This window comes from Proteus sp. FZP2095, from assembly GCF_023701425.1.
Lineage (GTDB): Bacteria > Pseudomonadota > Gammaproteobacteria > Enterobacterales > Enterobacteriaceae > Proteus > Proteus cibarius.
In genome coordinates, this window is the sequence record NZ_JAMQBJ010000001.1 from 1161059 (window position 1) to 1183004 (window position 21946).

The following is a 21946-nucleotide window of genomic DNA, read 5'->3' on the forward strand; positions in this document are numbered from 1 at the left end:
ACATTTATTTGAATACCCTCAGTATATACATTTATTTACCATATATTCCTTATATTCATCTCTTTTTGAAAATTATTGAAAATAATTTTTTAAACAACAAAAATGGTCAATGGCTTAATTTCAAACAAGTAAGGATCATAGATCGCTCTGATAGTTGTGTAAGATTTTCTAATCCACTCCGATTTCTTTTTTATGCTATTCCTTCGGGTCATTCGAACTATTTACCTATCTCACTCTTGTATCTTATTTTCTCTAAGATCTCCGATGAATATCTGATGGATGCTAGAGCAACAGACACTGTTCAAAAATGCAGGATCCAAATAGAAATGATAGTTTGGGATATTGCTAATAGGGAGTCGAATGCAATACTCTGACGCTTACTCGATACTCATCAAAATGATGCTACTTTTAACTAAACAGCTAATAAAATATCCAGAGTAAGAATAATCGAAGGTGTGAATGGCTTATCCGGTGGATGTGATTATTATGGATAAAGAATTTAATTTACTTTGGAATAGCAACCAAGCCATATCTAATATGGCTTTAAACAAATCTACCTATGTTTGATTGACCATCCAAATATGTTGCTAAAGATAGTCTTAATATCACTTTTTAGCAGCTTGTTGATTGATACGGTTAAAGTTTTTGCCGTACCAATATGAAAAGAAAAATATTATCCATAAAGAAAAAAACGGACCTCATTGAGGTCCGCTTTTTTATATGGTGCCCAGGGCGGGACTTGAACCCGCACAGCCTTACAGCCGAGGGATTTTAAATCCCTTGTGTCTACCGATTTCACCACCTGGGCTAAATTGTATTTACTTGTTACGCTTAATACCCGTTTATCAAACAAGATAGATAACAAATAAATTTAAAGCATTCACTTCTAAACTAACTTTAGTTTTTACTCTTCTCTCACCAACTTGCTTGCTAGTGGAAGAAAAAACGGACCTAACTTAAGGTCCGCTATTTGTATGGTGCCCAGGGCGGGACTTGAACCCGCACAGCCTTACAGCCGAGGGATTTTAAATCCCTTGTGTCTACCGATTTCACCACCTGGGCTAAATTCTGTGGTGCGTCCGTAAATTCTTATTACTAAGAGAGATACTGGTATGGACGACTTATTACTTACTTTTCAATGCCATTCACAATGGACTTTTTTGCACCAAACTCTTTATCTAAAAGAGATGGTGCCCAGGGCGGGACTTGAACCCGCACAGCCTTACAGCCGAGGGATTTTAAATCCCTTGTGTCTACCGATTTCACCACCTGGGCATTAATGGAGGCGCGTCCCGGAATCGAACCGAGGTACACGGATTTGCAATCCGCTGCATGACCACTCTGCCAACGCGCCTCAACTGCTCAATCTCATTAGAGATTGGAGCGGGAAACGAGACTCGAACTCGCGACCCCAACCTTGGCAAGGTTGTGCTCTACCAACTGAGCTATTCCCGCTTTACCGAACTTGCTGATTTACTTATTTATTTCCGTAAACCGTTGTGCCTTTCGATGCGTTGCATTCTACTGATTTCCTGAATCTAGTCAACACTATATTTGCATCTTTTTGACTGTTCGGTGAATTTTCAGTCATTTCGATCAACCTTCGCGCAAATCTGACCATGCAGCGCTCAAATATTGAAACATTGACCAGAATGTCAACACAGTTGCAATATATAATAAAGCGAATCCAAACCACTCCGCTTCAACAGTAGGACGCCATAATAACACAACCAGTGAACCCATTTGTGCGGTTGTCTTCACTTTTCCTATCCAAGAAACTGCAACACTATTACGCTTTCCTAATTCAGCCATCCATTCTCTTAGTGAAGAAATGATAATTTCACGAGCAATCATGGTTGCTGCGGGTAAGGTTATCCACCACTCATGATAGTATTCAGTAATTAAAACAAGTGCTGTTGCAACCATTACTTTATCCGCTACTGGGTCAAGAAAAGCCCCGAAGCGAGTAGTTTGTTTCCATCTACGTGCTAAAAAACCATCAAACCAGTCAGTTGCAGCTGCTACCATAAAAATAATAGCGCAGACTAAGGGAGCATCTTTGAATGGTAAATAAAACACCAAAACAAAGAAAGGGATTAATGCGACACGAAATAGAGTTAGCCAAGTTGGGATATTTAGTTGCATAGCGTTCTACACGACCTAGAAAAGTGAGAGTTATTAATATGGTGCATCAATACACTTAGTGTTTCAACGCATTAAAAATTTTTTCTGCTAATGCAGTCGAAATTGTGGGGACTTTCGCAATTTCTTCAACACTTGCGTCTCGCAAAGCTTGTAGCCCTCCCATATATTTCAACAACATTTGACGACGCTTAGGCCCTACACCTTCAATAGATTCTAACGAACTAGTATTTTTCACTTTTGCTCTACGCTGACGATGTCCAGTTATTGCATGACGATGCGATTCATCACGAATATGTTGGATCAAATGCAACGCAGGTGAATCCGAAGGTAATGCCATCCCTTCACCTTCTGGCACAAAAAACAAGGTTTCAAGCCCTGCTTTACGATCACTCCCTTTTGCGACACCTATTAATTTCGGGTGTGATTTGTCCCAATCAACATCAAGAGAATCAAATACCTCTATTGCTTGTGCTAATTGCCCTTTACCACCATCGATAAAGATAATATCTGGAATCTTAGTCTCTTCTAATGATTTACCATAACGTCGAGTGAGCACCTGATTCATCGCCGCATAATCATCACCAGGAGTAATACCACTGATATTATAGCGCCTATATTCAGATTTTAATGGGCCATTCATGTCAAATACTACACATGAAGCCACAGTTTGCTCTCCCATAGTGTGACTAATATCAAAACATTCCATTCGTTTTATCTCTTTCATGCCAAGAAGAGACATCAACGAGGTATAACGTTGTGAAATTGTCGATTGCTCGACTTGTTTTGAAGCCAATGCTGTTGCTGCGTTTGTTCTGGCTAATTTTAAATAACGAGCTCTATCACCGCGCGGTTTTGTTTGAATTTGAATTTTTCGCCCTGCTATTGAAGAAATAGACTCAGAAAGAATGGCTTTATCTTCTAAATTAAAATCAAGCAAGATTTCAGTTGGTAAAGTTCGAATTGCACTACCTTGTAAATAAAATTGGCCAATAAAAGTCTGAACAACTTCATCAATTGAGGTATTTGCGGGGACTTTAGGAAAATAACTCCGACTTCCCAACACTTTACCTTGACGGAAAAAGAGAACATAAACACAAGCAATCGCACCATTAAAAGCGACACTGATCACATCAAGATCATCACCAATATTAGCGACAAATTGTTTTTCAGTCACTTGCCTTACCGCTTGGATTTGATCACGAATGCGAGCGGCCTCTTCAAAATGTAACTCTTGGCTTGCTTCTTCCATACGTTTAACCAATCCTTCAATAACTTGCGAATCATCACCTGAAAGAAAAAGTCGTACATAATTAACTTGTTGAGCATATTCTTCATCAGAAACATAACCTTTTACACAAGGTGCAAGACAGCGGCCAATTTGATATTGCAAACAAGGTCTTGAACGATTGCGATACACACTGTCTTCGCATTGACGAATAGGAAACAATTTTTGCATTAACGCCAATGTTTCTCTTACTGCAAAAGAGTTAGGGAAAGGCCCAAAATATTCCCCTTTCGCATGTTTTGCACCGCGGTAACTAGCAAGTCTAGGGTGTTTATCACCACTTAAATAGATATAAGGATAGGATTTATCATCGCGTAACAACACATTATAGCGAGGTTGATAACGCTGGATGTAGCTATGTTCAAGCAATAAAGCTTCTGTTTCTGTATGGGTGATCGTGACATCAATATTGGTGATGCACTTCACTAAAGCTTCAGTCTTACGGCTATTTACTTGTGTACGGAAATAGCTCGAAAGCCTTTTTTTCAGATCTTTAGCTTTGCCAACATAGATTACTGTGTCTGTCGCATCATACATCCGATAAACACCTGGTTTATCTGTGACTCGGCTTAAGAATGCTTTGGCGTCAAATTTGTCTTCCACTTTGTAAATGACTCTCTATCTCAATTAACCCATAACGTATTGCTATATGTGTTAATTCTACATCACCTGAGATTTTAAGTTTACTAAACATTCGGTAGCGATAGCTATTTACTGTTTTTGTATTAATATTCAGCTCACTTGCAATTTGTGCGATTTTTTTTCCTCTAATGATCATCGACATAATTTGCAATTCTCGTTCAGATAGATGATGTAACGGATTTAATTCTTGCTGTAGTTTTGTGAGTGCGATTTCCATAGCTAACTCTTGGCTTATATATCGTTGACCGATACAAACTTGTCGAATAGCTTGCAGAATATTTTCACAAGAAGTATCAACGACAATAAAGCCTTCGATACCTAATTGAAGAAGTGTTATTGATAATATAGAGTCTATTTTTGGTGAAATAACAATAATTTTAATTGATAAAGATGATCGCTTTATTCTTTTTATAGAATCAATTAATGACACTGAAGGTACTGAATAAATAATAATAAGATTAACCGAAAATTGTCGACAATAACGAAATGCATCATTTTCATCATTCATCACCTTTCGGATATTGATTTTTTTAATCTGACTAAGAAGTGTTTTTATTCCCAAGCTAAATATTTCAACTCGACTTATTATCAATGTATTGATCAATAAAACTCTCCTTTTAAATCAAAACAAAACATAACAAAAAACATTAGATCAACTTGTTATCAACTTTAAAGAAAACATCATACTATACTAAAAAATAGTAACCTAACTCTTTCTTAGTGTTACTTAATGTTTATTTAATAAATATCATAAAAAAAGACTCATATATAAAAGAGTCTTAAAAGAATAAAAAATCCAAAAAACTAATAAATTAAAATATTATTTATTAAACATACTCATAATCTCTTGCTCTGTTAGCATTGGTGTTTTTTCTACAAAATTATAATAAAGAGGTTTGCTATCTATATAAATTTGTATTGTTAGTTTGCTTTCTTTTGCATCAGGAAATAATCCTGCTGATACATAGTAAGTATGGGATTCTTTTAAATGATAAAAAAGATGAGAGCCACAATGCTTACAAAATGCTCGTTCTCCCCATAAAGATGAATCATAGCGTGTTATATTTTCTTCACCTTTAATTTTCAAATCTGATTTACAATCAATCGAAAAACCTGGGCCACCATTCCAACGCAAACACATACTACAATGACAAACACTGAGCGCAGATATATCTTGTGTTGTCGATAGTTTAACTTTACCGCATAAACATTGACCTTGATGCATTATAACTCTCCTCTTCGTTAAATCATGCACTAACCATTTAAGGTTATATGCATGATTTAATTACTAAAACAAACACAACACAAGCTAAAGCATGACTTACACACTTGTATTGTTAGTTTGTTTTTTCGGCGGTAATGGTGAGAAATATCCGATTAATAAAATCAATATTGCAACACCAATAAAGGCCAATGCTCTCAGCAATCCACTACTTAATGACGTATCAATTAGGAAGAGTTTAGCGATAACCACAGCCAACAGCACACCACCAATAAACCATTGTGAGCGTAACTTCTTACGTGTCGCCATTACCATAGTCACTAATGCCGTAATCGCCCAAATAATAGCTAATACGGTTTGGATCACTTTGGAATTAATGATTGCATAACTCGACCAATCAATATCTGTTGCAAAGACTAACCCTCTTAATAAAATACCGTTTACCCACCAGAAAATCATCGCGGGAATAATGTAATTAAATATAGGTAAGTTATTTTTCAATAATGCTTGACACTTAGTTGACTGTTTTATTACTGAAATAAATTTATAGCCAACCCATATTCCAATAATACCCATTAGATCCATCAAGTTAAATAATGGAATAAATTTAATTCCACTTTCAGTACCGTTATTAAAGTTCGCAAAGATTAAAGAAAGTTCTAGTAAACCTAAAACCGGTAAAGTAACTAACCAATAGGTATTCTGATACTCTTTTATCCAATTAACTTTCATTGCTAACATAAAGCTTATTGCAATAAATAAACTTATGGCAAGAATAACGCTTGCAAAATGTAAGCTCACATAAAGGTACGTAACATCCAGTAGCCAAATAATTTCAGTAAATAAGAAAATACCAATAAAGACAAGATGCATACTATGGATCAATGCTTTATTGATCCTTTGTTTCGGCAATAACGTATTTACTTTAAGCAAGTAGAAACCACTTGCAAAAATTGCAATCCAGATAATCGCACTTAACCAATTATCAATTAGTGAACCTGCAAGATAGATGTACACTAACATAATAAGTGCTGACATCGGCCATAATAAAATAGAGCAACTTGCCAACTCAGAAAATTGGGTTTTCTTACCCGCAAAGAACATGCCCCAACAACTAATAAGAATAAATGCAAAGGTAATAGATTTTACCTCCGGGTAGAGCCAATATTCGCCATACTCTTGTAAAAGTAAAACGCTATATCCCCAACTTACAACAGAGATAAATAGTGCTACATATCCAATAGTTTGATTATCAATATTAATAAATTTAGCTCGATACCACAGTACTGCAACAGCAAATACAGCGATTACTTGTATTACGATCATTAGCCAATCACCTAACAAGGTAACGGGCATGTTGAACAGTAAAACAAAGGAAACTGCAACTAAAAGAGTCCCTGCAATAGCGGGTTTCTTTTGCTGCTGTAAAACAGAAAATGCAAGGATCATCACCCCTTCAATTGCCCATACAATCGATGTCCATTCAGCAGAGAATGCAAATGGTACAGCTAAAGTTGCAAAAGTAGCAGAGAGCATAAAGAAGGCAATTGCCAGTAATTTGCCCTCTTCACGATAATGCTTAAGCACAAACCAACTTAGTGCGAAATAGGCTAATCCATAAAGTGATGAAGCGATAGCAACACCATATTCCCATTCTGAGGCTAATCGATGTTGGAAGATAAAACCAATTAATGGTGTGCCAAATAATAATGTGGCATCAAAAGAAATATTAAGTTTCAGTTTATTTTTTAATGTTGAAAGTTCCGTTGCGACACCAAAAATCAACCAGTTTGCAATTAAAAACAGCTGGCAAGGTAAATAATCGGCATGAGTGTAATTGGGTATTGCCCATATAAAACCAATACCAAAAGTAAAAGCAAAACCAATAAGATTTAATAAACGCCAAACTTGCCAATGACTGATAATAAGAATGCCAATTGAAAGGATAAGATAATAGCTAAACAATCCAACATAATTGTTATCACCAGTAGATAATAAAATAGGGGCTAAATAACCGCCAAGCGAGGCTAATACGGCTAAACTAATGGCTCGATGAATAACTGCTAAACTTACACTGACCAAGCAGATAAACACCATAATCGCGAGAGCAATACCAATTGGAATAAAATCATAAATTTTAGTTGCGGCAAAAATAGTAATGTAAAGCCCACCAATGCCACCACCTTGCAAAATTAATGCATATATCAAGTTTTTCTTTCTAAGCCACCAGCCAATACCTAATAAGGCTAAGCATCCTGTTCCAGCCATCATTAAACGTGTTGATGCTGAGATAAGCTCATTTTCAATACTGTATTTAAGTAAATAAGATAGGCCAAAAAAGAGCAATAACATCCCTATTTTAGCCAACGGATTTCCTGTTACTACCCAATTCCAAATAAGTCCCAAAATCGATTTCTGTTGACGTTTTGGATGAGGATTTAAAGCAGGTCTATATTGCGATGCTGGTCTATTTACTTGAGGTGTAGCACTTTTTAAATGACCTATTTCAGATCCCGCAAGGCTAGCACTTGCCACATTTGCTCTATTTTCCACACGCGGATCTGATGCAGGTTCAATAGATGTTTGTTTCACTTCTTTTTGATAATGATGAGCAAAACGACTTGTAGCTACCTTAGGTTGATAAAGCTCGGGCTCTTTAGGTGTAGGGACTGTTGGTATTTCAGGTTTATTCGATTGTTTGTTTTCAATGTTAATATCATTAACTATAGAAGACTGAACAACTGGATTTTCTTCTTTAGGAGAAACTTTATTAAATGTTGTTTCTTGTGGTGTTTTGGCATGTTGATATACAGGTACTTCTTTATTTTTCGCCTTATTTTGTACATGCTCTCTTGTGTTAATAGACTCAACTGTTTTAAGGTCAACCGTTTTGGGTTGATGAGTTGAAGCGGTTGAAACTGTTGGTTGAGGCTCTCTTTTTATATCATGAGATAAATCCTTAACTTCGCTTTTCTGAGCATCAACCTCTGTACGAATATCCACAGCGTTATCTTTATTTAATAACTTAAATAATTTCTCTTGTTGCTCAGTCAGTTTTTCTTCAAGCTGTTTAATTCGATACAGCAATGAATTACTATTTGTATAAGAGTGGTATTGCCAATACAAAGACACCACGACAAATATTGTAACGATGAGCGCCAAAAAGTCGTCCATAGACCTAATCCTTTTGCATTAAGCATCATATAGTTTTAATTACTTAACCTTAGTTATACTTTAATTTTCACAGATTTATCTTAGTTTATTCCTAAATAACCTATTTCTAGAACTTTTGATTTAAACCTAGCACATAATTTCGAAAAAAAGGTATGATCGGAAACCTATCTTAACCTTCCATTTATATCGCAAAACACACTCATAATATGAAATTAAATGACGAATTAACTAATGCTATCGCTTCTGTAACAGAAGCCGCAGCTATTGCAGCAATGCCTTGGATTGGAAAGCAAAATAAAAACGCAGCAGACGATGCGGCAGTCAGTGCCATGCGTGAACGCTTAAATAGCCTAAATATCAATGGTGAAATTGTCATTGGTGAAGGTGAAATAGACGAAGCACCTATGCTCTATATTGGCGAAAAAGTCGGTAATGGGAAAGGCGATAAAATAGAAATTGCAGTTGACCCAATTGACGGTACTCGTATGGTAGCCACTGGTGAAAACAATTCTCTAGCAATTTTAGCTGCTGGCTTTGAAGGCAGTTTTTTACAAGCTCCCGACATGTATATGGAAAAATTAATTGTTGGTAAGCAAGCTGCTGGCGTGATTGATCTTAACCATTGTCTTGAATATAACCTTGATGCTATTGCACAAACATTAAATAAATCTATTGAGCAATTAACTCTCGCTATTTTAGATAAACCACGTCACCACGATATTATTAAAGATCTACGCGCTAAAGGCATTAATGTTATTACACTTCCTGATGGTGATGTTTTAGCCTCTTTATATGCCACAATGCCTAATAACAGTATTGATGTTATGTACGGCATTGGTGGAGCACCTGAAGGCGTTATTAGTGCTGCGATAGCTAAGGCATTAGGCGGTGATATGCAAGCTCGTTTAATTACTCGTGATATTGCAAAAGGAAATAGCGCAGAAAATAGAGAATATGCCATCTCTGAAATTGCTCGCTGTCATAAAATGGGGACTGATGTAAATATCAAATTGTCATTAGATACATTAGTACGTAACCAAGATGTTATGTTTGCAGCAACGGCAATTACTGCTGGTGATTTCTTATCGGGTGTTAATCAACAAACCCAATACCTACAAACACACTCTTTAGTGATTAATGGTTCAACACATTCATTACGTTATATTGAGAATTACCATTTACGTTAATACCTCAATTTGTCTTTCTTTCCTTGAGACATAAAAAAGCGGCACTCGATTAAAGTGCCGCTAAATTTATTACAAGGGGTATATTTATTATTATTTATTCACTTCAGATTTAAGCCAATAAATTGGCTGGATTCTCAACACATAATTTTTTGATAATAGATTTATCAATCCCACGTTGAGCCAATAATGAAAGGAATACATTAGGAACAAAGCCCCAACCATTCCCTCCATTTTTTGCCCACATCTGTTTTAAGAACACATCATGGCTTAATACGATTTGGCTACCATAACCTCTTTCAATTAAGGTTGCGACAGCTTCTACAGTATCCATAACACTTGGTGCCGCACCTTCTTTAGGGAAAGAGATATCGAGGCCAATCATATCAAACTCAAGCCAAACACCACGATCTAACATTTTACATTGATAATCAATATCTTTTCCTGATGGATCTGAGTGTGCCAATGAAATCTTAGCGGGATTACATCCCATTTCAGTTAATAAAATATCTAAAACTTCATCACCACGACGCTGCCAACCCGGCATATGAATATTCATCGATGCATGAGGATTACTATTTTGTGCAATAGCTGCTGCTCTTAGACTATTTTTCTCACCATCAGTAAAGAAGGGAGAAACACCAATTTCACCAATCATACCTGCACGAATATCAGTACCATCGATACCTACATTCAATTCATCATCAATGATTTTTGCCATTGCATCAATATCATCAGCCAGTCGTTCTCCTTCAAATTTCTCAATATAAAGCCCGGAAGAAGCCACTACGTTAATGCCTGTTATCTCTGCAACTTGTCTTAGTTTTCTAATATCACGTCCAATAGATGAAGAGCCAGTTGCATCAACAATTGTTCTTCCACCTAACTCTTTGAAGTTATTTAATTCAAAAATAACATCTTCGATTGGTTTTTTATCCATATTATCGCAGCAGCAATATGGATCATATTTAAGCCCCCACTGAATATCTGCACTCACTTTTTTATCAACTAACACATGCGAGAATTCATAAAAAGGTTCATCAACAACACCTGAGAGATCATTAAAGAGGTGTTCATGAGGCAATGTTAGCCCCATATCTTCTTTTTTCACGGGGCCAGTTACGGTTTGAATATAACCTTTCATTACGATACTCCTACGCTTTTGCTGACTTAGTGGCTCTGAATTCAGGGATTGTGGTTACAATCGCACCTACTAGCGCAAATAATGTACCGATGATTGTCACTAAATAAACGGTATTGCCTAATGAAGGTAATAATAAATCAATTAATACAGAACCTAATAATTGACCCGCTGTTGAAGCAACACCTAACATCAGTAAACCTAAACCACGAACTAAAATAGCCATTAATGCGATAGACATGAGTCCTAAAGGACCACCTAAATACATCCACCAAGTACCTGGCAATTCAAGAGTGATATGACCTAATGCCATACGAACAATAAGAGCAATGGTTAAAACAGTGAAGCCAACAATAAAGTTCCAAGTGATAGACACCATCATTGAACCGGTTGCTTCTGCAACTTTAGAGTTACCAGCTGGCTGCCAACCGGCTAATAAGCCTGCAAGGAAAGGTAAGATTGCTAAATAGATAAATGAGGTTGAGTGCCATTGTGGAGAAACCACAAATAAAGTTGCAACAACGGCTAATACTGCACCTAATACACGATATGGCGTGAAATATTTTTTCTCATCAACACCAACACCAAAGCGGTCACACAATAAACCTGATAATAAGAGTGCTGAGATTAATGCTGTTTGGAATGTTGCAATCCCTAATGCGCTTGCAGAAGCCCCTTCAGAGAAAACAACCATTGCACCACAAAGACCCGCAAACCAGTTCCACAATGGAATTTTGCGCGTTTTAATTAAACTTGGAATTGAAGCAAATTGCTGGCGATACTGTTTTTTCGACATGATGATAAAAAACATCACCACTAAACCACTGGCAAAAGAAATAACTGCGCTCGCGTTACCATCTTTTAAAACATGCCCTAACTGCCCATTCACCGCAGACTGCATTGGTGATAGCATACCTGCTAACACAGTTGCTAACATCAGCAATGGTGTTGATAAATTTTTTGTACTCATAAGATGTTCCTTTTGGATTATTGGCTATGAGTGATTTCTTTTTTTATTTTTCAAGTAATCGGTTTTTTATTAGCGCAGAGCGGCAACTCTGCGCTTTTTTACTTTTTATGACAGTTATTCTTAATGCAAATTAACGGGCAATTTGTTTAAGAATGTTGACCCACATATCTGCATAATGAGGCCATGCTAAGAATTCTTTACTACCCCAGTGAGGAGAACAATCGCTCATAAAGCAACTCGTTTTCCCTTTTTCAAATTGACCAAATACCAACAATGGATCTTCGCCAATATTTAATACAGTCTCTGTATTCTCTTTAGCTGAAACTTTGTTATAGCCAAGGAACATTGGCCATTCACCAAAACCTTTTACTGATGCATGCTGAGCATTCACAGCACTTGCAAATACACCTTCAGGCGCTTCAACACGATCGTCACCATCCAGCATTTCAACAGGCAGAACTTCTGCAAGTAATGTATTTTTGTAGTTTGCTTTAGCTTCAATACCCATAAATGACAGGTAACCACCAATCATTAATAAACCACCGCCATTAACTACAAACTCTTTAATTAACCCTAATGCGTTAGGAATAACTTTCATGTTATAGAAAGTATCGTTTTGCAGAAGGAACGTATTTGCACCAATGTCACTAATGACAATGACATCGTATTTAGCTAATGCTTCAGCCGTTTGTGGGAATGCAACCTGAACGGTATGAGCAGGCATATAATCAACTTCAATACCCTTTTCTCTTAAGCAACTTAATAAGAACGTTGAACCTTCTTCATATTTGCTGGAAGTGAAACTGTCGTAGCCTTTGGAGTGGATCATATGAATGTGCCATGACTCACCAATAAATAAGATTTTCATTTTTATTCCTCTTTCAAAAAAGATTATTTATTCAGGGGATTGGGTGACAATCTGTGAATATGTTGTTTGATTGATGCGATGCATGACATTAATATCTTCAGGCATTTCTGAAGCATTACTCGTCTCAACAGCTAATGATGAAAAAGCTGATGCATAGCGTAACGCATAAGAAAACTGCTTTCCTTTTGCCAACGAGGCAGCGAGCGCGCCATTAAAAGCATCACCTGCCCCTGCTGTATTTTTTACAACTGCCGGATATGCCGGCGAGTAAATATACTTATATCCGTCATAAGCTAACGAACCTTTACTACCCAGCGTAATAACCACCTTATTTACGCCTTGCTGATAAATAGAAACCGCAGCATTTTTTGCAGATTCTAAATCAAGTACTTCTATTCCAGATAATAAACTCGCTTCCGTTTCATTAGGTGTTAATACATCTATCATTGGAAGTAATTCATTAACTATTTTGTTATAAGGTGCTGGATTAAGAATAATAGGAATATTATTCTCATTTCCAATAGCAATAATTTCTTTTAATGCTTCAATATTTGTTTCTAATTGTAATAAGATTATATCTGCATCAATAATTTTATCTTTCTGTATTTTCACTTCATCAGCAGAAATATCCATATTAGAACCAGAGTAAATAGAAATAATATTCTCTCCACTCTCTTCTGAAACAAAAATAGAAGCTGTTCCTGTTTGGTAATTTTCAGTTTGATATATCGTTGATGTTTTTATTCTTGATGACGATATAAAATTAACTGCATAATCACTAAATTGATCAGTACCTATCTTAGTAATAAAATGTACCTGCGCATCAGCATAACTCGCAGCTAGTGCTTGGTTACAACCTTTACCTCCTGGCGAGAAGATAAATTTATTCGATAATAAGGATTCCCCGGCTTCTGGCAATCTAGGAAGATAGCTAATCATATCAACATTAAATGAACCCAGTACGCATACCTTATTTATTGCAGTCTTGTTTGCTAAATCGTTTTTATCAATTTGATCATTACATTCTAGAAATTGTATAATTTCTTTCTTAGCTACTTTATCTAATGTTTCAAATTCTATAAAAGCGCCACCATGGCATCTTTTTATAATTCCTTTTTCTGCTAGTGTATTTAAATCTGATCGTATTGTTTCTTTGGTAACATCAAGTTCTTTAGCCAAAACAGAAACTTTTACTGCACCATTACCTTTGATCAGATTAATTATTTTCTTATGACGTTCTGCTTTCATTTAATGTTACCTCTATGGCAACAACTTTAGTTTATTAGTTGTTATGGGATTGTGATTACAATCATATGTTATTTATTAAAAGCAAAAAAAAGCAGAAATACAAAAATAAAAAACAAAAAGAAACAGAAATAAACAATGAAAATCGTAAGATTATTTAATAAATAAATTTGAGGTTTATTCTTTTTTTATAAAAAATAGAGTTATTAAATAACGTAGCTTTAACTTATTTAGTATAAATAAATTTAATATTACTTTTTACCTATCCAAAGGAAATAACATTAAAATCTCACATGCAAGAATAAAATTTACTTTTATAAATAAGACATTACAAAAAAATCATTTTATATTTCTGTAAAGTAACCGTAATAATGCTTAAATAAAATACAATCTAATTGAATCGAGCAATGCATTAATTATTTTTATCATCTCTAATTTTTAGTCAGAATTTACCATAAAGGAATTCTAATCATTAAATACCAAAGAAAACGATACCCTTTTGACAAAGGACGTAAATTACTTAAGTAATGCAAAAGCAATGCTTAAAACACACTCATTTTTCATCTTTCATTTTTGTGATCTAAGTAACATTTAGTTAGATAAAAAAGTCATCACCTTTGTCTATTTAGTTCACATGTAAGTCAATCTTTGAGTTCATATTGTAAATCAAGAATGGTTTTTATCTATTTTCTATACCATCTATAAATATGATTTGTTTTTTTAACCACTTCATTCACAGTAATTACATCTATAATAAGAATAAATGCAGATAATAATGCCAGTAAAAACAAAAGTATCGATACTTTAAACCATTTATTTTTGTCAAAAAGTGTTTTTATCAGAAACATTTAGACATACTTCTTTCCTAGCACTTTGCCTATTTTATACTTAAGTTTATTCATACCGTCAGACACAACATAAATTCCTGACAGAAGCACAATATAAAATAAGGATATATCAATGAAAATAAAATCACTTATCGCAATCTCATTATTAAGCGCTAGCTTTTCTCTTTTCGCTGCAGAGAGTTCAACATCATCTACCAATATTCAAACTCAAAGTGTTATTCAGGCTCAAAAAGAGCTCAATGATTATGAAAAAATCATGATAGAAAAAGTCTGGGTAACGACAGATGCTATAGATGAAAAAGGTAATAAAACAAATGCAGATAATGCACAAGTAAGCAATTATTTTGGCCTTGCTGAATACTACCCTAATGGCACGTTTATTATGTTTACACCTGAAGGTAAACAAAAAATGCAAGGTGACTGGTCAATCTCAGATGATGGAAAAATACGTACTTTAGTTGCTAAAGATACTGAAGGTAAAACACTGTTCACCCGAGATGTAGAAAATATCACAATTAAAAATGACGAATATACCTACCGTATTTATCCAAATTCGGATGATCGTAATACCTATTTTGATATTATTCATCACGTTAAAAAATAAATTTAATACGTTGTTTTACCTGCAAATTAATCCTACTAAATTAGTCCAGCTTAATAAATAAAAAAGGGTTACTTATTTTTATAAGTAACCCCCACTTTATTTTTATAACCTATTTGTCATTTCACTGAAATTAATCAAATTATTAAAGTATGCTCTGAGATTGCCCTTCAATCCAATAAATCACTTTATGCGCTTCTTCTGGTGTGGGTACTTCCAATTTACTCAACATGCGTTCCATTACTTTAGCTGGTACAGCTTCATTTCGTGCATTATTTTGCCTCTGCCATTGCGCATAAGGAACTTCAATATAAACCAAGGTGACTTTGGCATTATAGCGATAAAATAAAGAGATAAGCTGGTCTCGCATTTTTCGCGTAATATTGGTGGCATTCCAAACAAAAGGTTTATGCTCTCGTAAATAAATACGGGCTTGTTCTTTTGCTTGCTGTGCTATCCAACCATTAGCATCTCTATTATCAGGCTTAATATTATGCTTGCGACGGAGATCATCTAAACTAACAATCGGAATATCTGCACAATGTTGGTGAATAAAGGTATCTTTTCCCATACCCGGTAGTCCACATAACACTGTAACCTCACTTCCTTTTTCAGGATAAGGCTCATAATTGCAATCCGTACTATTTTCTGTATAAAAATAGTGAAAACGAGCATCATCTGAAGGAAATGGAGCGACTCTACGCCAACAATTTAACTCTTCGCAATAAAGTGTAAATAGTGAAATTTTATCAAAAAGTGCCTGCTTATCTTCACAATCTCGCCCTAAAACATCAGCTTTAGCTAATAATGCCAATAAATAACAATCAACTCTTAATGATGCAGCAAGCAGTGCTTTTTTAGGATCAGGTTTATCCATCACCCACAGCGGTAATCCATGAAAACGAACTAAAGCCGCGATCTGCTCTCTATCTGCAAAATTTAAAGGCACTTTTTCATATAGAAAAAGACGCGTTGTCAATTCACCTTTACGTGCATGACCCGGTGAAACAATTCGCCCCTCTTCTTCTCGTGTTGTAGAACGTTTTTCTACATCATGAAGAAGTGCCGAGATCCATAAAGTTTGCTGTTCTCTTTCAGTTAACGTTTCATATTCTGGTAATGATTTAACTGAATTGATTACTCTTTGTGTATGTATCGCCACATCACCTTCTGCATGATGAATAGGATCCTGCATAACACCTGCCATATCACTAATCTCATCATACAGTTCACAGAGGTGTCCCCATGACATTTCAGTGTGTAATTTCTTATGAAGCATCATTGAGACTCCTGTATTTTTTCCCAAATTAAAGGGGCTCTTCGCCAATTTGTTTTCCAATGAACATCTGTTTTAACATGGTCTTTTCTAACATATTTAAAAACACGATGTGAAAAATCATCTAAAGAAAACGACTGGGCATCTCGTGTAACAATGCCTTCCATTGGGCTTGGTTTTTGTGTTAAAACATCTTGTGATTGGAAAAAACTTGCCTGCTTGGCTTGTGAAACAATCATATTTTCAAAAGCAGTTTTATCCTGACATTCAGGTAGTTTCATTTCTGGCACCGTTGGTAAATCAAAGAGAGAAGCATAAAACTGCACTTCTTCCCAACTTAGCCATTTATCTTTATAACGAACTGCAAACACATAAAAATATTCTTCTAAATGTGTATATTCAATAGAATGAATGGCATATAGATTTTCACCGAAAATATCTAACTCACCTAAATCGTTTTTCATCATTTGCCAACGTTGACGCAATTGAGATGTCCACGCTGATTGAGTCGGGGTTGCATGTGAGCGTGCAAAAACCCCAATTTTATTTAGGCAATTATTTTCTCCATCCAGTTTTTCTGTATGGATAAGTTGTTTTATTTGGCAAATATCCTGCCACCATTGCGCATTTATACGATCGTCGTTTGTTGTGCCTGGTGAAAAAGGATAGTGATAGGTTCTATCATATTTTTGTGATTGATTATTCATTATTTAATACTCATTAAGTAACAGAAGGTCTACCAAATTAAAAGAAAAATTCGGTAAGTTTATTTTTCTGTATTTGCACTATATCCTTCAGTGCCTTAATGCGTATTACATAACAACGACCTAAATAATCAAAAGAGAGAGGAAAATAAATTTAGACAGATACTACCTGTAAGTTTTCCAAAGAGCTAGAAATTTAATGTTATTTATTTTTCTTGGTTAAGAGTTATTAAGAGATGGCAAAAATAAGTATTACTGGGGATATTGGATAATATTTTTAGAATTAATCAGATTTTCAGGAAGAATAAGTGGATTATCTGAAATAAATGGCATATCTAATTTTCGAGTACCAGTAGAAATAGAAACCCCTGCTTTTAACCATGCTGTAGCAACTAGCTCAGTACAATAAACACCTTGCCCGGAATGAATACTAAAATTTTCACCCACTCGTTCTAATGCAGTTTGCACTGCAATCTCTCTTGCTTCTTCACTTCCTTTCACTTGGTAAAAACGAACTGAATTAGGCTTTGCTCGACTAATGAAAAATTCAAGACTATCCACAGTAACACCACCTTTTATATTACTATGTTCACTGGGTGTAGAATGGATCACTTGAATGCCGTTATCAGAGATCCACAGCATACCTACGTGGCTAAACCCGCTTTTATCAACTTGTTTAATTATCTCACTAATAACTTCATCGCCATCCCGAAAAACCAAATCACCGTTTTTTAAGTCATGAGGCAAAGCGAGTGCATAAAATGCACTCACTAAGAATAAAGCGACAATATAAAATATGTGAACTATCATTTGATGGCAACTTTCCATTTACCATCAACATTAATCATCTCTTGTGCTTGATTTTTTTCTACACCATCTTTTAATACAGTTTTTAATGTCACAATTGCACTATTTTTATCTTCACTGTATTCAATGCTGATAACTTCAACTTTGCTCAAGCCACCTTGCTTTTTAACTTGTTTTCCAGTCTCTTCTACAATCATTTTAAATTTGCTATTAAATTGTTCAGTTCTTGGATCTCCTTCCATATCACCTAAATGAATTAATGAAATGACTTTATCCCCATTTCCTTCTGCAATTGCTTCGACAAATGCAACAGCAGCTTGCCCTGGATCATCCGTTTTATCACCACAAGCTGATAATGTCATGACTGTAAATATTAAAAACAGAGAACTTATAATTTTCTTTAACATAATTCACCATCACCATAAAAAGTTATTTTGGCCAAAAAAATCTTATATAAAATATTTTCTATATTAAAATATAAGGTAGCAAATACATTATTTAAAATTAATTTTATAAAGAGAGCTAACTTCGCCTTTTCTATTGATAAAGTATACGCGATAAAAATAGATTTCGGCATATTTTTATATCACTCACTATTTGTGTGTAGAGGTTAGATGAGATTTAATTAGTTTTGCAACATATCATAAAAAGAGCAATTCCAATTATCACAGGGAATTCACTAGTTAAACAATAAAAGTGATTTATTTTTATCCTTTATAATCAATAAATAAGAAAGAATTTATCTCAACTTTGACTTTTTACTTTAACTTTAACTTTAACTTTAACTTTAACTTTAACTTTAAGAATATAATTAAGATCAAGTATTAATAAGAATAAACTTTATTATTTTTGTAACAATCTTGAAATAAAAATATTCTCTATTTATTGCTATAACCACTTAATTTTTGCTAAATATAATGTATTTTAATTTATCTAATTAACAAACATCATTTAAATTAATATTTCATAGAAAATATCAATTTAACATTACAAATAACAATATTACAACAACAAAATAGACTAAAAAACAATTCTATTTGTTTTCATAATATATCATAGTATATTATTGCCTAATATTTAGGTCTTTTGCCTATAACACATTGCAAAAAAATACAAATAAACACTAGAAAAATTGTGATCACATACACCTTTTTGCATCATTAATGCTATTTAAGACAAATATAAACTGCTTTTTTATCAACAAATAGGTAATCTAACGGTCTTATTTTGATGACCAAACATGAATAGTTAAAAGGGTATTTTATGTTTACTTCACAGCTCATGCTGGTCGGTTATGTGTTATTGGTAAGTCCTTGTGGAAATGATTCTTGTGATGCAGTTCCTGTTACAGAAACAATTTATACTAAAGATGAATGCACAACACGGCTTAACTACTTAAAACAAAAAAGACCGGACTTTATTATTTTCTGTGGAGAAGTCTTGAGAGATCCTGAAGTTACTGATGAAAATCCTTATCTCATCCCACCAGATAGTGTAGACGACGTTTTCAAAGTTAAGTAATTAATTTATTCTTAATTTTATGATTAGGATAAAATACAATTTAATTTGTTTTCTTTTTACGATATACTCTTTGTACTTGAATATGTAAGGACACGTATTAGGAGTCACTAATGTCTATTGCGAAACGTACCAAAAATAAACGCATTGCGTTAGGTTTAACACAATCAGAACTTGCTACTTTAGCAAGTACAACGCAGCAATCCATAGAACAGCTAGAAAGTGGTAAAACTAAACGTCCCCGTTTTTTACCTGAATTAGCAAAAGCATTAAATTGTGATTTAGCTTGGCTACTCGAAGGTGAAGAACAACCCAATGTGAATTCTGAAATTCCGCCAGAGAATGAATGGCAACCAGTAAGCGAATGGGACAGTAATACCCCTTTAGGTGCTGATGAAGTGGAAATTCCCTATTTTAAAAGTATCGAACTCGCAGCGGGTGACGGTTGTTGTACAAACGAAGATCATAATGGATATAAATTGAGATTTTCAAAAAGCACATTACGCCGTTATGGCGCATCTTCTCAGAACGTTATTTGCTTTTCTGTTTATGGCGATAGTATGTCACCTGTTATTCCAAATGGCTCAACAGTCACCGTTGATACAGGCAACACACGTATTGTCGATGGTGGCATTTATGCTATCGAACAAGATGCCTTATTTAGAATAAAACTGCTCTACCGTCAACCGGGCGGTAAATTGATTATACGTAGCTATAATAAAGACGAATTTCCTGATGAATCTGCGGAAACTGATTCTGTAAAAATTATGGGACGTATTATCCATTGGTCAGTAATGGCTTGGTAATCAATAAGCAAGGCAATAATTTCACAGTATAGAATTTTCAGTAACAACTTGTCCTTTAGATAATAAAACCGTTTTATCTGCTAGCGCTCTGATTTCACGAGGCTCATGAGTAACCATGATCATCGTTATTTCCTTAGATTTTAAGGAATCAATTAAATCCCAAAGCTGATAACGTGTTTCCCAATCCAAACTCGAAAAAGGTTCATCCAGTAGTAAAAGTTTGGGTTGGCTAATAAGAGCTCTAGCCAATGCGACGCGTTGTTGCTCCCCTCCTGAAATTTGATGAGGATAACGTGTTGCGAGATGTGCAATTCCCATTTGCTCTAATATCGCCGTTTCTCTCTCCTTGCTTCGTTTCTGTTTTGCACCATATTGTGCTAGCCATAAATTTTGTGTCACCGTCATAAATGGAAATAAATAAAGCCGCTGATTTAAATATCGACAAGAACGTAACCACACTGGTTGTTTATTTATATTTTTATCTGCAAGGTAGATATCACCGGAGTATGAAGTATATCCAGCAATCGCATTTAAAAGCGTTGTTTTACCACTTCCAGATGTACCACTTATTCCTAAGCATGTTCCTTTTTCTACTTTCAGTGAAATATCTTTTAATATACCCGTTGTTAATGAACGAATTTCTAGCATGATCTTTTCCTTTCTCGCTGTAAACGATGTAACGCAAATAATAAAATAATCGCGATAGCGATAAGAATAAGTGCACAACCTATTGCCAGAGTGAAGTCTCCGCTGGCGATATTTAAATAAATTGCCATTGGTAACGTTTCTGTTTTTAATCTTGTTGCACCAGCTAACATTAACGTAGCGCCAAATTCACCTAAGGCTCTAGAAAATGCAATGATACTTCCACTCATTAGAGCAGCCCAACACAGTGGGATTTCAATCAGGAAAAATGTTTTTGTTGGTGTTAATCCTAGATTTTGCGCAGTTTGAATATAAGCAGGATCAACTGATTTAAAAGCAGAGAGGCTATTTCTCATAATAATCGCGCTAGCGACATAAGTTTGGGCAATAATAATACCCAATGGTGAAAAGAGAGAGCGAGATAATTCAGGAAAAACTCCTGTTAAAGGCCCTTGATTTCCTAACAATAATAATAATCCGATACCGATAACTAATGGAGGAGTCACCAAGGGTAAATCTAATAATGCATCAATAAAACGATGTCCTTTAAAAGGAATTCTTGCCATTGCCCACGCTGCTGGCACACCTAGGATAATAGCCAAACATAAAGAAGTTAACGCTGTACTAAGTGACATACCAATAGCAAAATGGAATTCAGGATCAGTAATAACTTGACTCAATTCAACATAAGAAAGTTGGCATATTAGTGCAATTAGCGATCCTAAGATCAGAAATAACAACAAAAAAAGTGGAATTAATGCCCATCGAAACACGTTACTTCCTTTTTAAGATAGATATTTATTTTGCTGTAATAATGAAAAAAGCCACCAGTGAGTTGGTGGCGAAAAAACACAATTTATGTGAG

The 21946-nt window shown here is 34.9% G+C and carries 19 protein-coding genes and 5 tRNA genes; 4 read left to right on the top strand and 20 right to left on the bottom strand.

Going from position 1 to position 21946, the window contains the following annotated elements:
• Positions 1-721: 721 nt before the first annotated feature.
• The 10 genes from NBG71_RS05485 to NBG71_RS05530 all read right to left on the bottom strand — a co-directional run bounded on the left by NBG71_RS05485 (position 722) and on the right by NBG71_RS05530 (position 8468).
• Positions 722-808: transfer RNA gene (locus NBG71_RS05485), tRNA-Leu, on the bottom strand.
• Between the two features lie 167 nt (positions 809-975).
• Positions 976-1062: transfer RNA gene (locus NBG71_RS05490), tRNA-Leu, on the bottom strand.
• Positions 1063-1188: 126 nt separating this feature from the next.
• Positions 1189-1275: transfer RNA gene (locus NBG71_RS05495), tRNA-Leu, on the bottom strand.
• Between the two features lie 5 nt (positions 1276-1280).
• Positions 1281-1354: transfer RNA gene (locus NBG71_RS05500), tRNA-Cys, on the bottom strand.
• Positions 1355-1379: 25 nt separating this feature from the next.
• A tRNA-Gly gene (locus tag NBG71_RS05505) sits at positions 1380-1455 on the bottom strand.
• Between the two features lie 141 nt (positions 1456-1596).
• On the bottom strand, positions 1597-2145 hold the full coding sequence (gene pgsA / locus NBG71_RS05510; protein ID WP_075674025.1) for a CDP-diacylglycerol--glycerol-3-phosphate 3-phosphatidyltransferase: 549 nt from the start codon (positions 2143-2145) through the stop codon (positions 1597-1599).
• Positions 2146-2200: 55 nt separating this feature from the next.
• Positions 2201-4033, bottom strand: coding sequence for an excinuclease ABC subunit UvrC (uvrC, locus tag NBG71_RS05515; protein ID WP_099660542.1), 1833 nt, complete (start codon positions 4031-4033; stop codon positions 2201-2203).
• Positions 4017-4676 carry a LuxR C-terminal-related transcriptional regulator gene (locus NBG71_RS05520; protein WP_075674023.1) on the bottom strand — a complete coding sequence of 220 codons (660 nt, stop codon included), beginning with the start codon at positions 4674-4676 and terminating at the stop codon, positions 4017-4019. Before NBG71_RS05520 ends, uvrC begins: the two co-directional genes overlap by 17 nt.
• 216 nt (positions 4677-4892) lie before the next feature.
• Positions 4893-5297, bottom strand: a complete 405-nt coding sequence (locus NBG71_RS05525) for a GFA family protein (protein WP_075674022.1) — start codon at positions 5295-5297, stop codon at positions 4893-4895.
• A 96-nt stretch (positions 5298-5393) separates the two neighbouring features.
• Complete coding sequence (locus NBG71_RS05530; protein ID WP_250916608.1) at positions 5394-8468, bottom strand: DUF2339 domain-containing protein; 3075 nt, start codon at positions 8466-8468, stop codon at positions 5394-5396.
• A gap of 206 nt (positions 8469-8674) precedes the next feature.
• Here NBG71_RS05530 and glpX point away from each other — a divergent pair, with 206 nt between their 5' ends.
• A complete protein-coding gene (glpX, locus tag NBG71_RS05535) occupies positions 8675-9655 on the top strand; it encodes a class II fructose-bisphosphatase (RefSeq protein WP_075674020.1) in 981 nt (326 codons plus the stop codon).
• 109 nt (positions 9656-9764) lie between these two features.
• Here glpX and NBG71_RS05540 read toward each other — a convergent pair whose 3' ends face one another.
• The 4 genes from NBG71_RS05540 to NBG71_RS05555 form a co-directional block, all read right to left on the bottom strand.
• Positions 9765-10796, bottom strand: a complete 1032-nt coding sequence (locus tag NBG71_RS05540) for a methylphosphonate esterase (RefSeq protein ID WP_075674019.1) — start codon at positions 10794-10796, stop codon at positions 9765-9767.
• A 10-nt stretch (positions 10797-10806) separates the two neighbouring features.
• Positions 10807-11763, bottom strand: coding sequence for a DMT family transporter (locus NBG71_RS05545; RefSeq protein WP_075674018.1), 957 nt, complete (start codon positions 11761-11763; stop codon positions 10807-10809).
• A 130-nt stretch (positions 11764-11893) separates the two neighbouring features.
• The gene (locus tag NBG71_RS05550) at positions 11894-12631 is read right to left on the bottom strand and encodes a glutamine amidotransferase (RefSeq protein WP_075674017.1); all 738 of its coding nucleotides are present in this window, start codon (positions 12629-12631) and stop codon (positions 11894-11896) included.
• Between the two features lie 27 nt (positions 12632-12658).
• Positions 12659-13879: a PfkB family carbohydrate kinase gene (locus NBG71_RS05555; protein WP_023581937.1), complete on the bottom strand. Its 1221-nt coding sequence runs from the start codon at positions 13877-13879 to the stop codon at positions 12659-12661.
• Between the two features lie 957 nt (positions 13880-14836).
• On the opposite strand from NBG71_RS05555, the gene NBG71_RS05560 reads away from it, so the two are divergent.
• Positions 14837-15328, top strand: a complete 492-nt coding sequence (locus tag NBG71_RS05560) for a DUF4822 domain-containing protein (protein WP_250916609.1) — start codon at positions 14837-14839, stop codon at positions 15326-15328.
• A 142-nt stretch (positions 15329-15470) separates the two neighbouring features.
• Here the strand turns inward: NBG71_RS05560 and NBG71_RS05565 are convergent, their stop codons facing one another.
• The 4 genes from NBG71_RS05565 to NBG71_RS05580 form a co-directional block, all read right to left on the bottom strand.
• Entirely contained in the window at positions 15471-16607 is a 1137-nt protein-coding gene (locus tag NBG71_RS05565) for an AAA family ATPase (protein ID WP_250916610.1), read from the bottom strand.
• On the bottom strand, positions 16604-17308 hold the full coding sequence (locus NBG71_RS05570; protein ID WP_156733526.1) for an RNA ligase family protein: 705 nt from the start codon (positions 17306-17308) through the stop codon (positions 16604-16606). Before NBG71_RS05570 ends, NBG71_RS05565 begins: the two co-directional genes overlap by 4 nt.
• Before the next feature lie 249 nt (positions 17309-17557).
• Entirely contained in the window at positions 17558-18115 is a 558-nt protein-coding gene (locus NBG71_RS05575) for a YiiX/YebB-like N1pC/P60 family cysteine hydrolase (RefSeq protein ID WP_250916611.1), read from the bottom strand.
• Positions 18112-18519, bottom strand: a complete 408-nt coding sequence (locus NBG71_RS05580) for a DUF4878 domain-containing protein (RefSeq protein ID WP_075674012.1) — start codon at positions 18517-18519, stop codon at positions 18112-18114. Before NBG71_RS05580 ends, NBG71_RS05575 begins: the two co-directional genes overlap by 4 nt.
• Before the next feature lie 856 nt (positions 18520-19375).
• Here NBG71_RS05580 and NBG71_RS05585 point away from each other — a divergent pair.
• Positions 19376-19633, top strand: coding sequence for a hypothetical protein (locus tag NBG71_RS05585; protein ID WP_075674270.1), 258 nt, complete (start codon positions 19376-19378; stop codon positions 19631-19633).
• Positions 19634-19743: 110 nt separating this feature from the next.
• Positions 19744-20436: an XRE family transcriptional regulator gene (locus NBG71_RS05590; protein WP_075674269.1), complete on the top strand. Its 693-nt coding sequence runs from the start codon at positions 19744-19746 to the stop codon at positions 20434-20436.
• A gap of 21 nt (positions 20437-20457) precedes the next feature.
• On the opposite strand, the gene NBG71_RS05595 is transcribed toward NBG71_RS05590, so the two are convergent.
• Both NBG71_RS05595 and NBG71_RS05600 read right to left on the bottom strand, forming a co-directional pair.
• Positions 20458-21084, bottom strand: a complete 627-nt coding sequence (locus NBG71_RS05595; RefSeq protein WP_099660548.1) for an ABC transporter ATP-binding protein — start codon at positions 21082-21084, stop codon at positions 20458-20460.
• Positions 21078-21854 (bottom strand): ABC transporter permease, encoded by a 777-nt coding sequence (locus NBG71_RS05600; protein ID WP_075674267.1) that lies wholly within the window; start codon positions 21852-21854, stop codon positions 21078-21080. The genes NBG71_RS05595 and NBG71_RS05600 overlap by 7 nt, the downstream gene beginning before the upstream one ends.
• Positions 21855-21946 lie beyond the last annotated feature (92 nt).

Coding starts and splice junctions, on each gene's coding strand:
- pgsA (WP_075674025.1), bottom strand. CDS start 2,145: ATGCAACTAAATATCCCAACTTGGCTAACTCTATTTCGTGTCGCATTA.
- NBG71_RS05525 (WP_075674022.1), bottom strand. CDS start 5,297: ATGCATCAAGGTCAATGTTTATGCGGTAAAGTTAAACTATCGACAACA.
- NBG71_RS05530 (WP_250916608.1), bottom strand. CDS start 8,468: ATGGACGACTTTTTGGCGCTCATCGTTACAATATTTGTCGTGGTGTCT.
- glpX (WP_075674020.1), top strand. CDS start 8,675: ATGAAATTAAATGACGAATTAACTAATGCTATCGCTTCTGTAACAGAA.
- NBG71_RS05540 (WP_075674019.1), bottom strand. CDS start 10,796: ATGAAAGGTTATATTCAAACCGTAACTGGCCCCGTGAAAAAAGAAGAT.
- NBG71_RS05545 (WP_075674018.1), bottom strand. CDS start 11,763: ATGAGTACAAAAAATTTATCAACACCATTGCTGATGTTAGCAACTGTG.
- NBG71_RS05550 (WP_075674017.1), bottom strand. CDS start 12,631: ATGAAAATCTTATTTATTGGTGAGTCATGGCACATTCATATGATCCAC.
- NBG71_RS05555 (WP_023581937.1), bottom strand. CDS start 13,879: ATGAAAGCAGAACGTCATAAGAAAATAATTAATCTGATCAAAGGTAAT.
- NBG71_RS05560 (WP_250916609.1), top strand. CDS start 14,837: ATGAAAATAAAATCACTTATCGCAATCTCATTATTAAGCGCTAGCTTT.
- NBG71_RS05565 (WP_250916610.1), bottom strand. CDS start 16,607: ATGATGCTTCATAAGAAATTACACACTGAAATGTCATGGGGACACCTC.
- NBG71_RS05570 (WP_156733526.1), bottom strand. CDS start 17,308: ATGAATAATCAATCACAAAAATATGATAGAACCTATCACTATCCTTTT.
- NBG71_RS05575 (WP_250916611.1), bottom strand. CDS start 18,115: ATGATAGTTCACATATTTTATATTGTCGCTTTATTCTTAGTGAGTGCA.
- NBG71_RS05580 (WP_075674012.1), bottom strand. CDS start 18,519: ATGTTAAAGAAAATTATAAGTTCTCTGTTTTTAATATTTACAGTCATG.
- NBG71_RS05585 (WP_075674270.1), top strand. CDS start 19,376: ATGTTTACTTCACAGCTCATGCTGGTCGGTTATGTGTTATTGGTAAGT.
- NBG71_RS05590 (WP_075674269.1), top strand. CDS start 19,744: ATGTCTATTGCGAAACGTACCAAAAATAAACGCATTGCGTTAGGTTTA.
- NBG71_RS05595 (WP_099660548.1), bottom strand. CDS start 21,084: ATGCTAGAAATTCGTTCATTAACAACGGGTATATTAAAAGATATTTCA.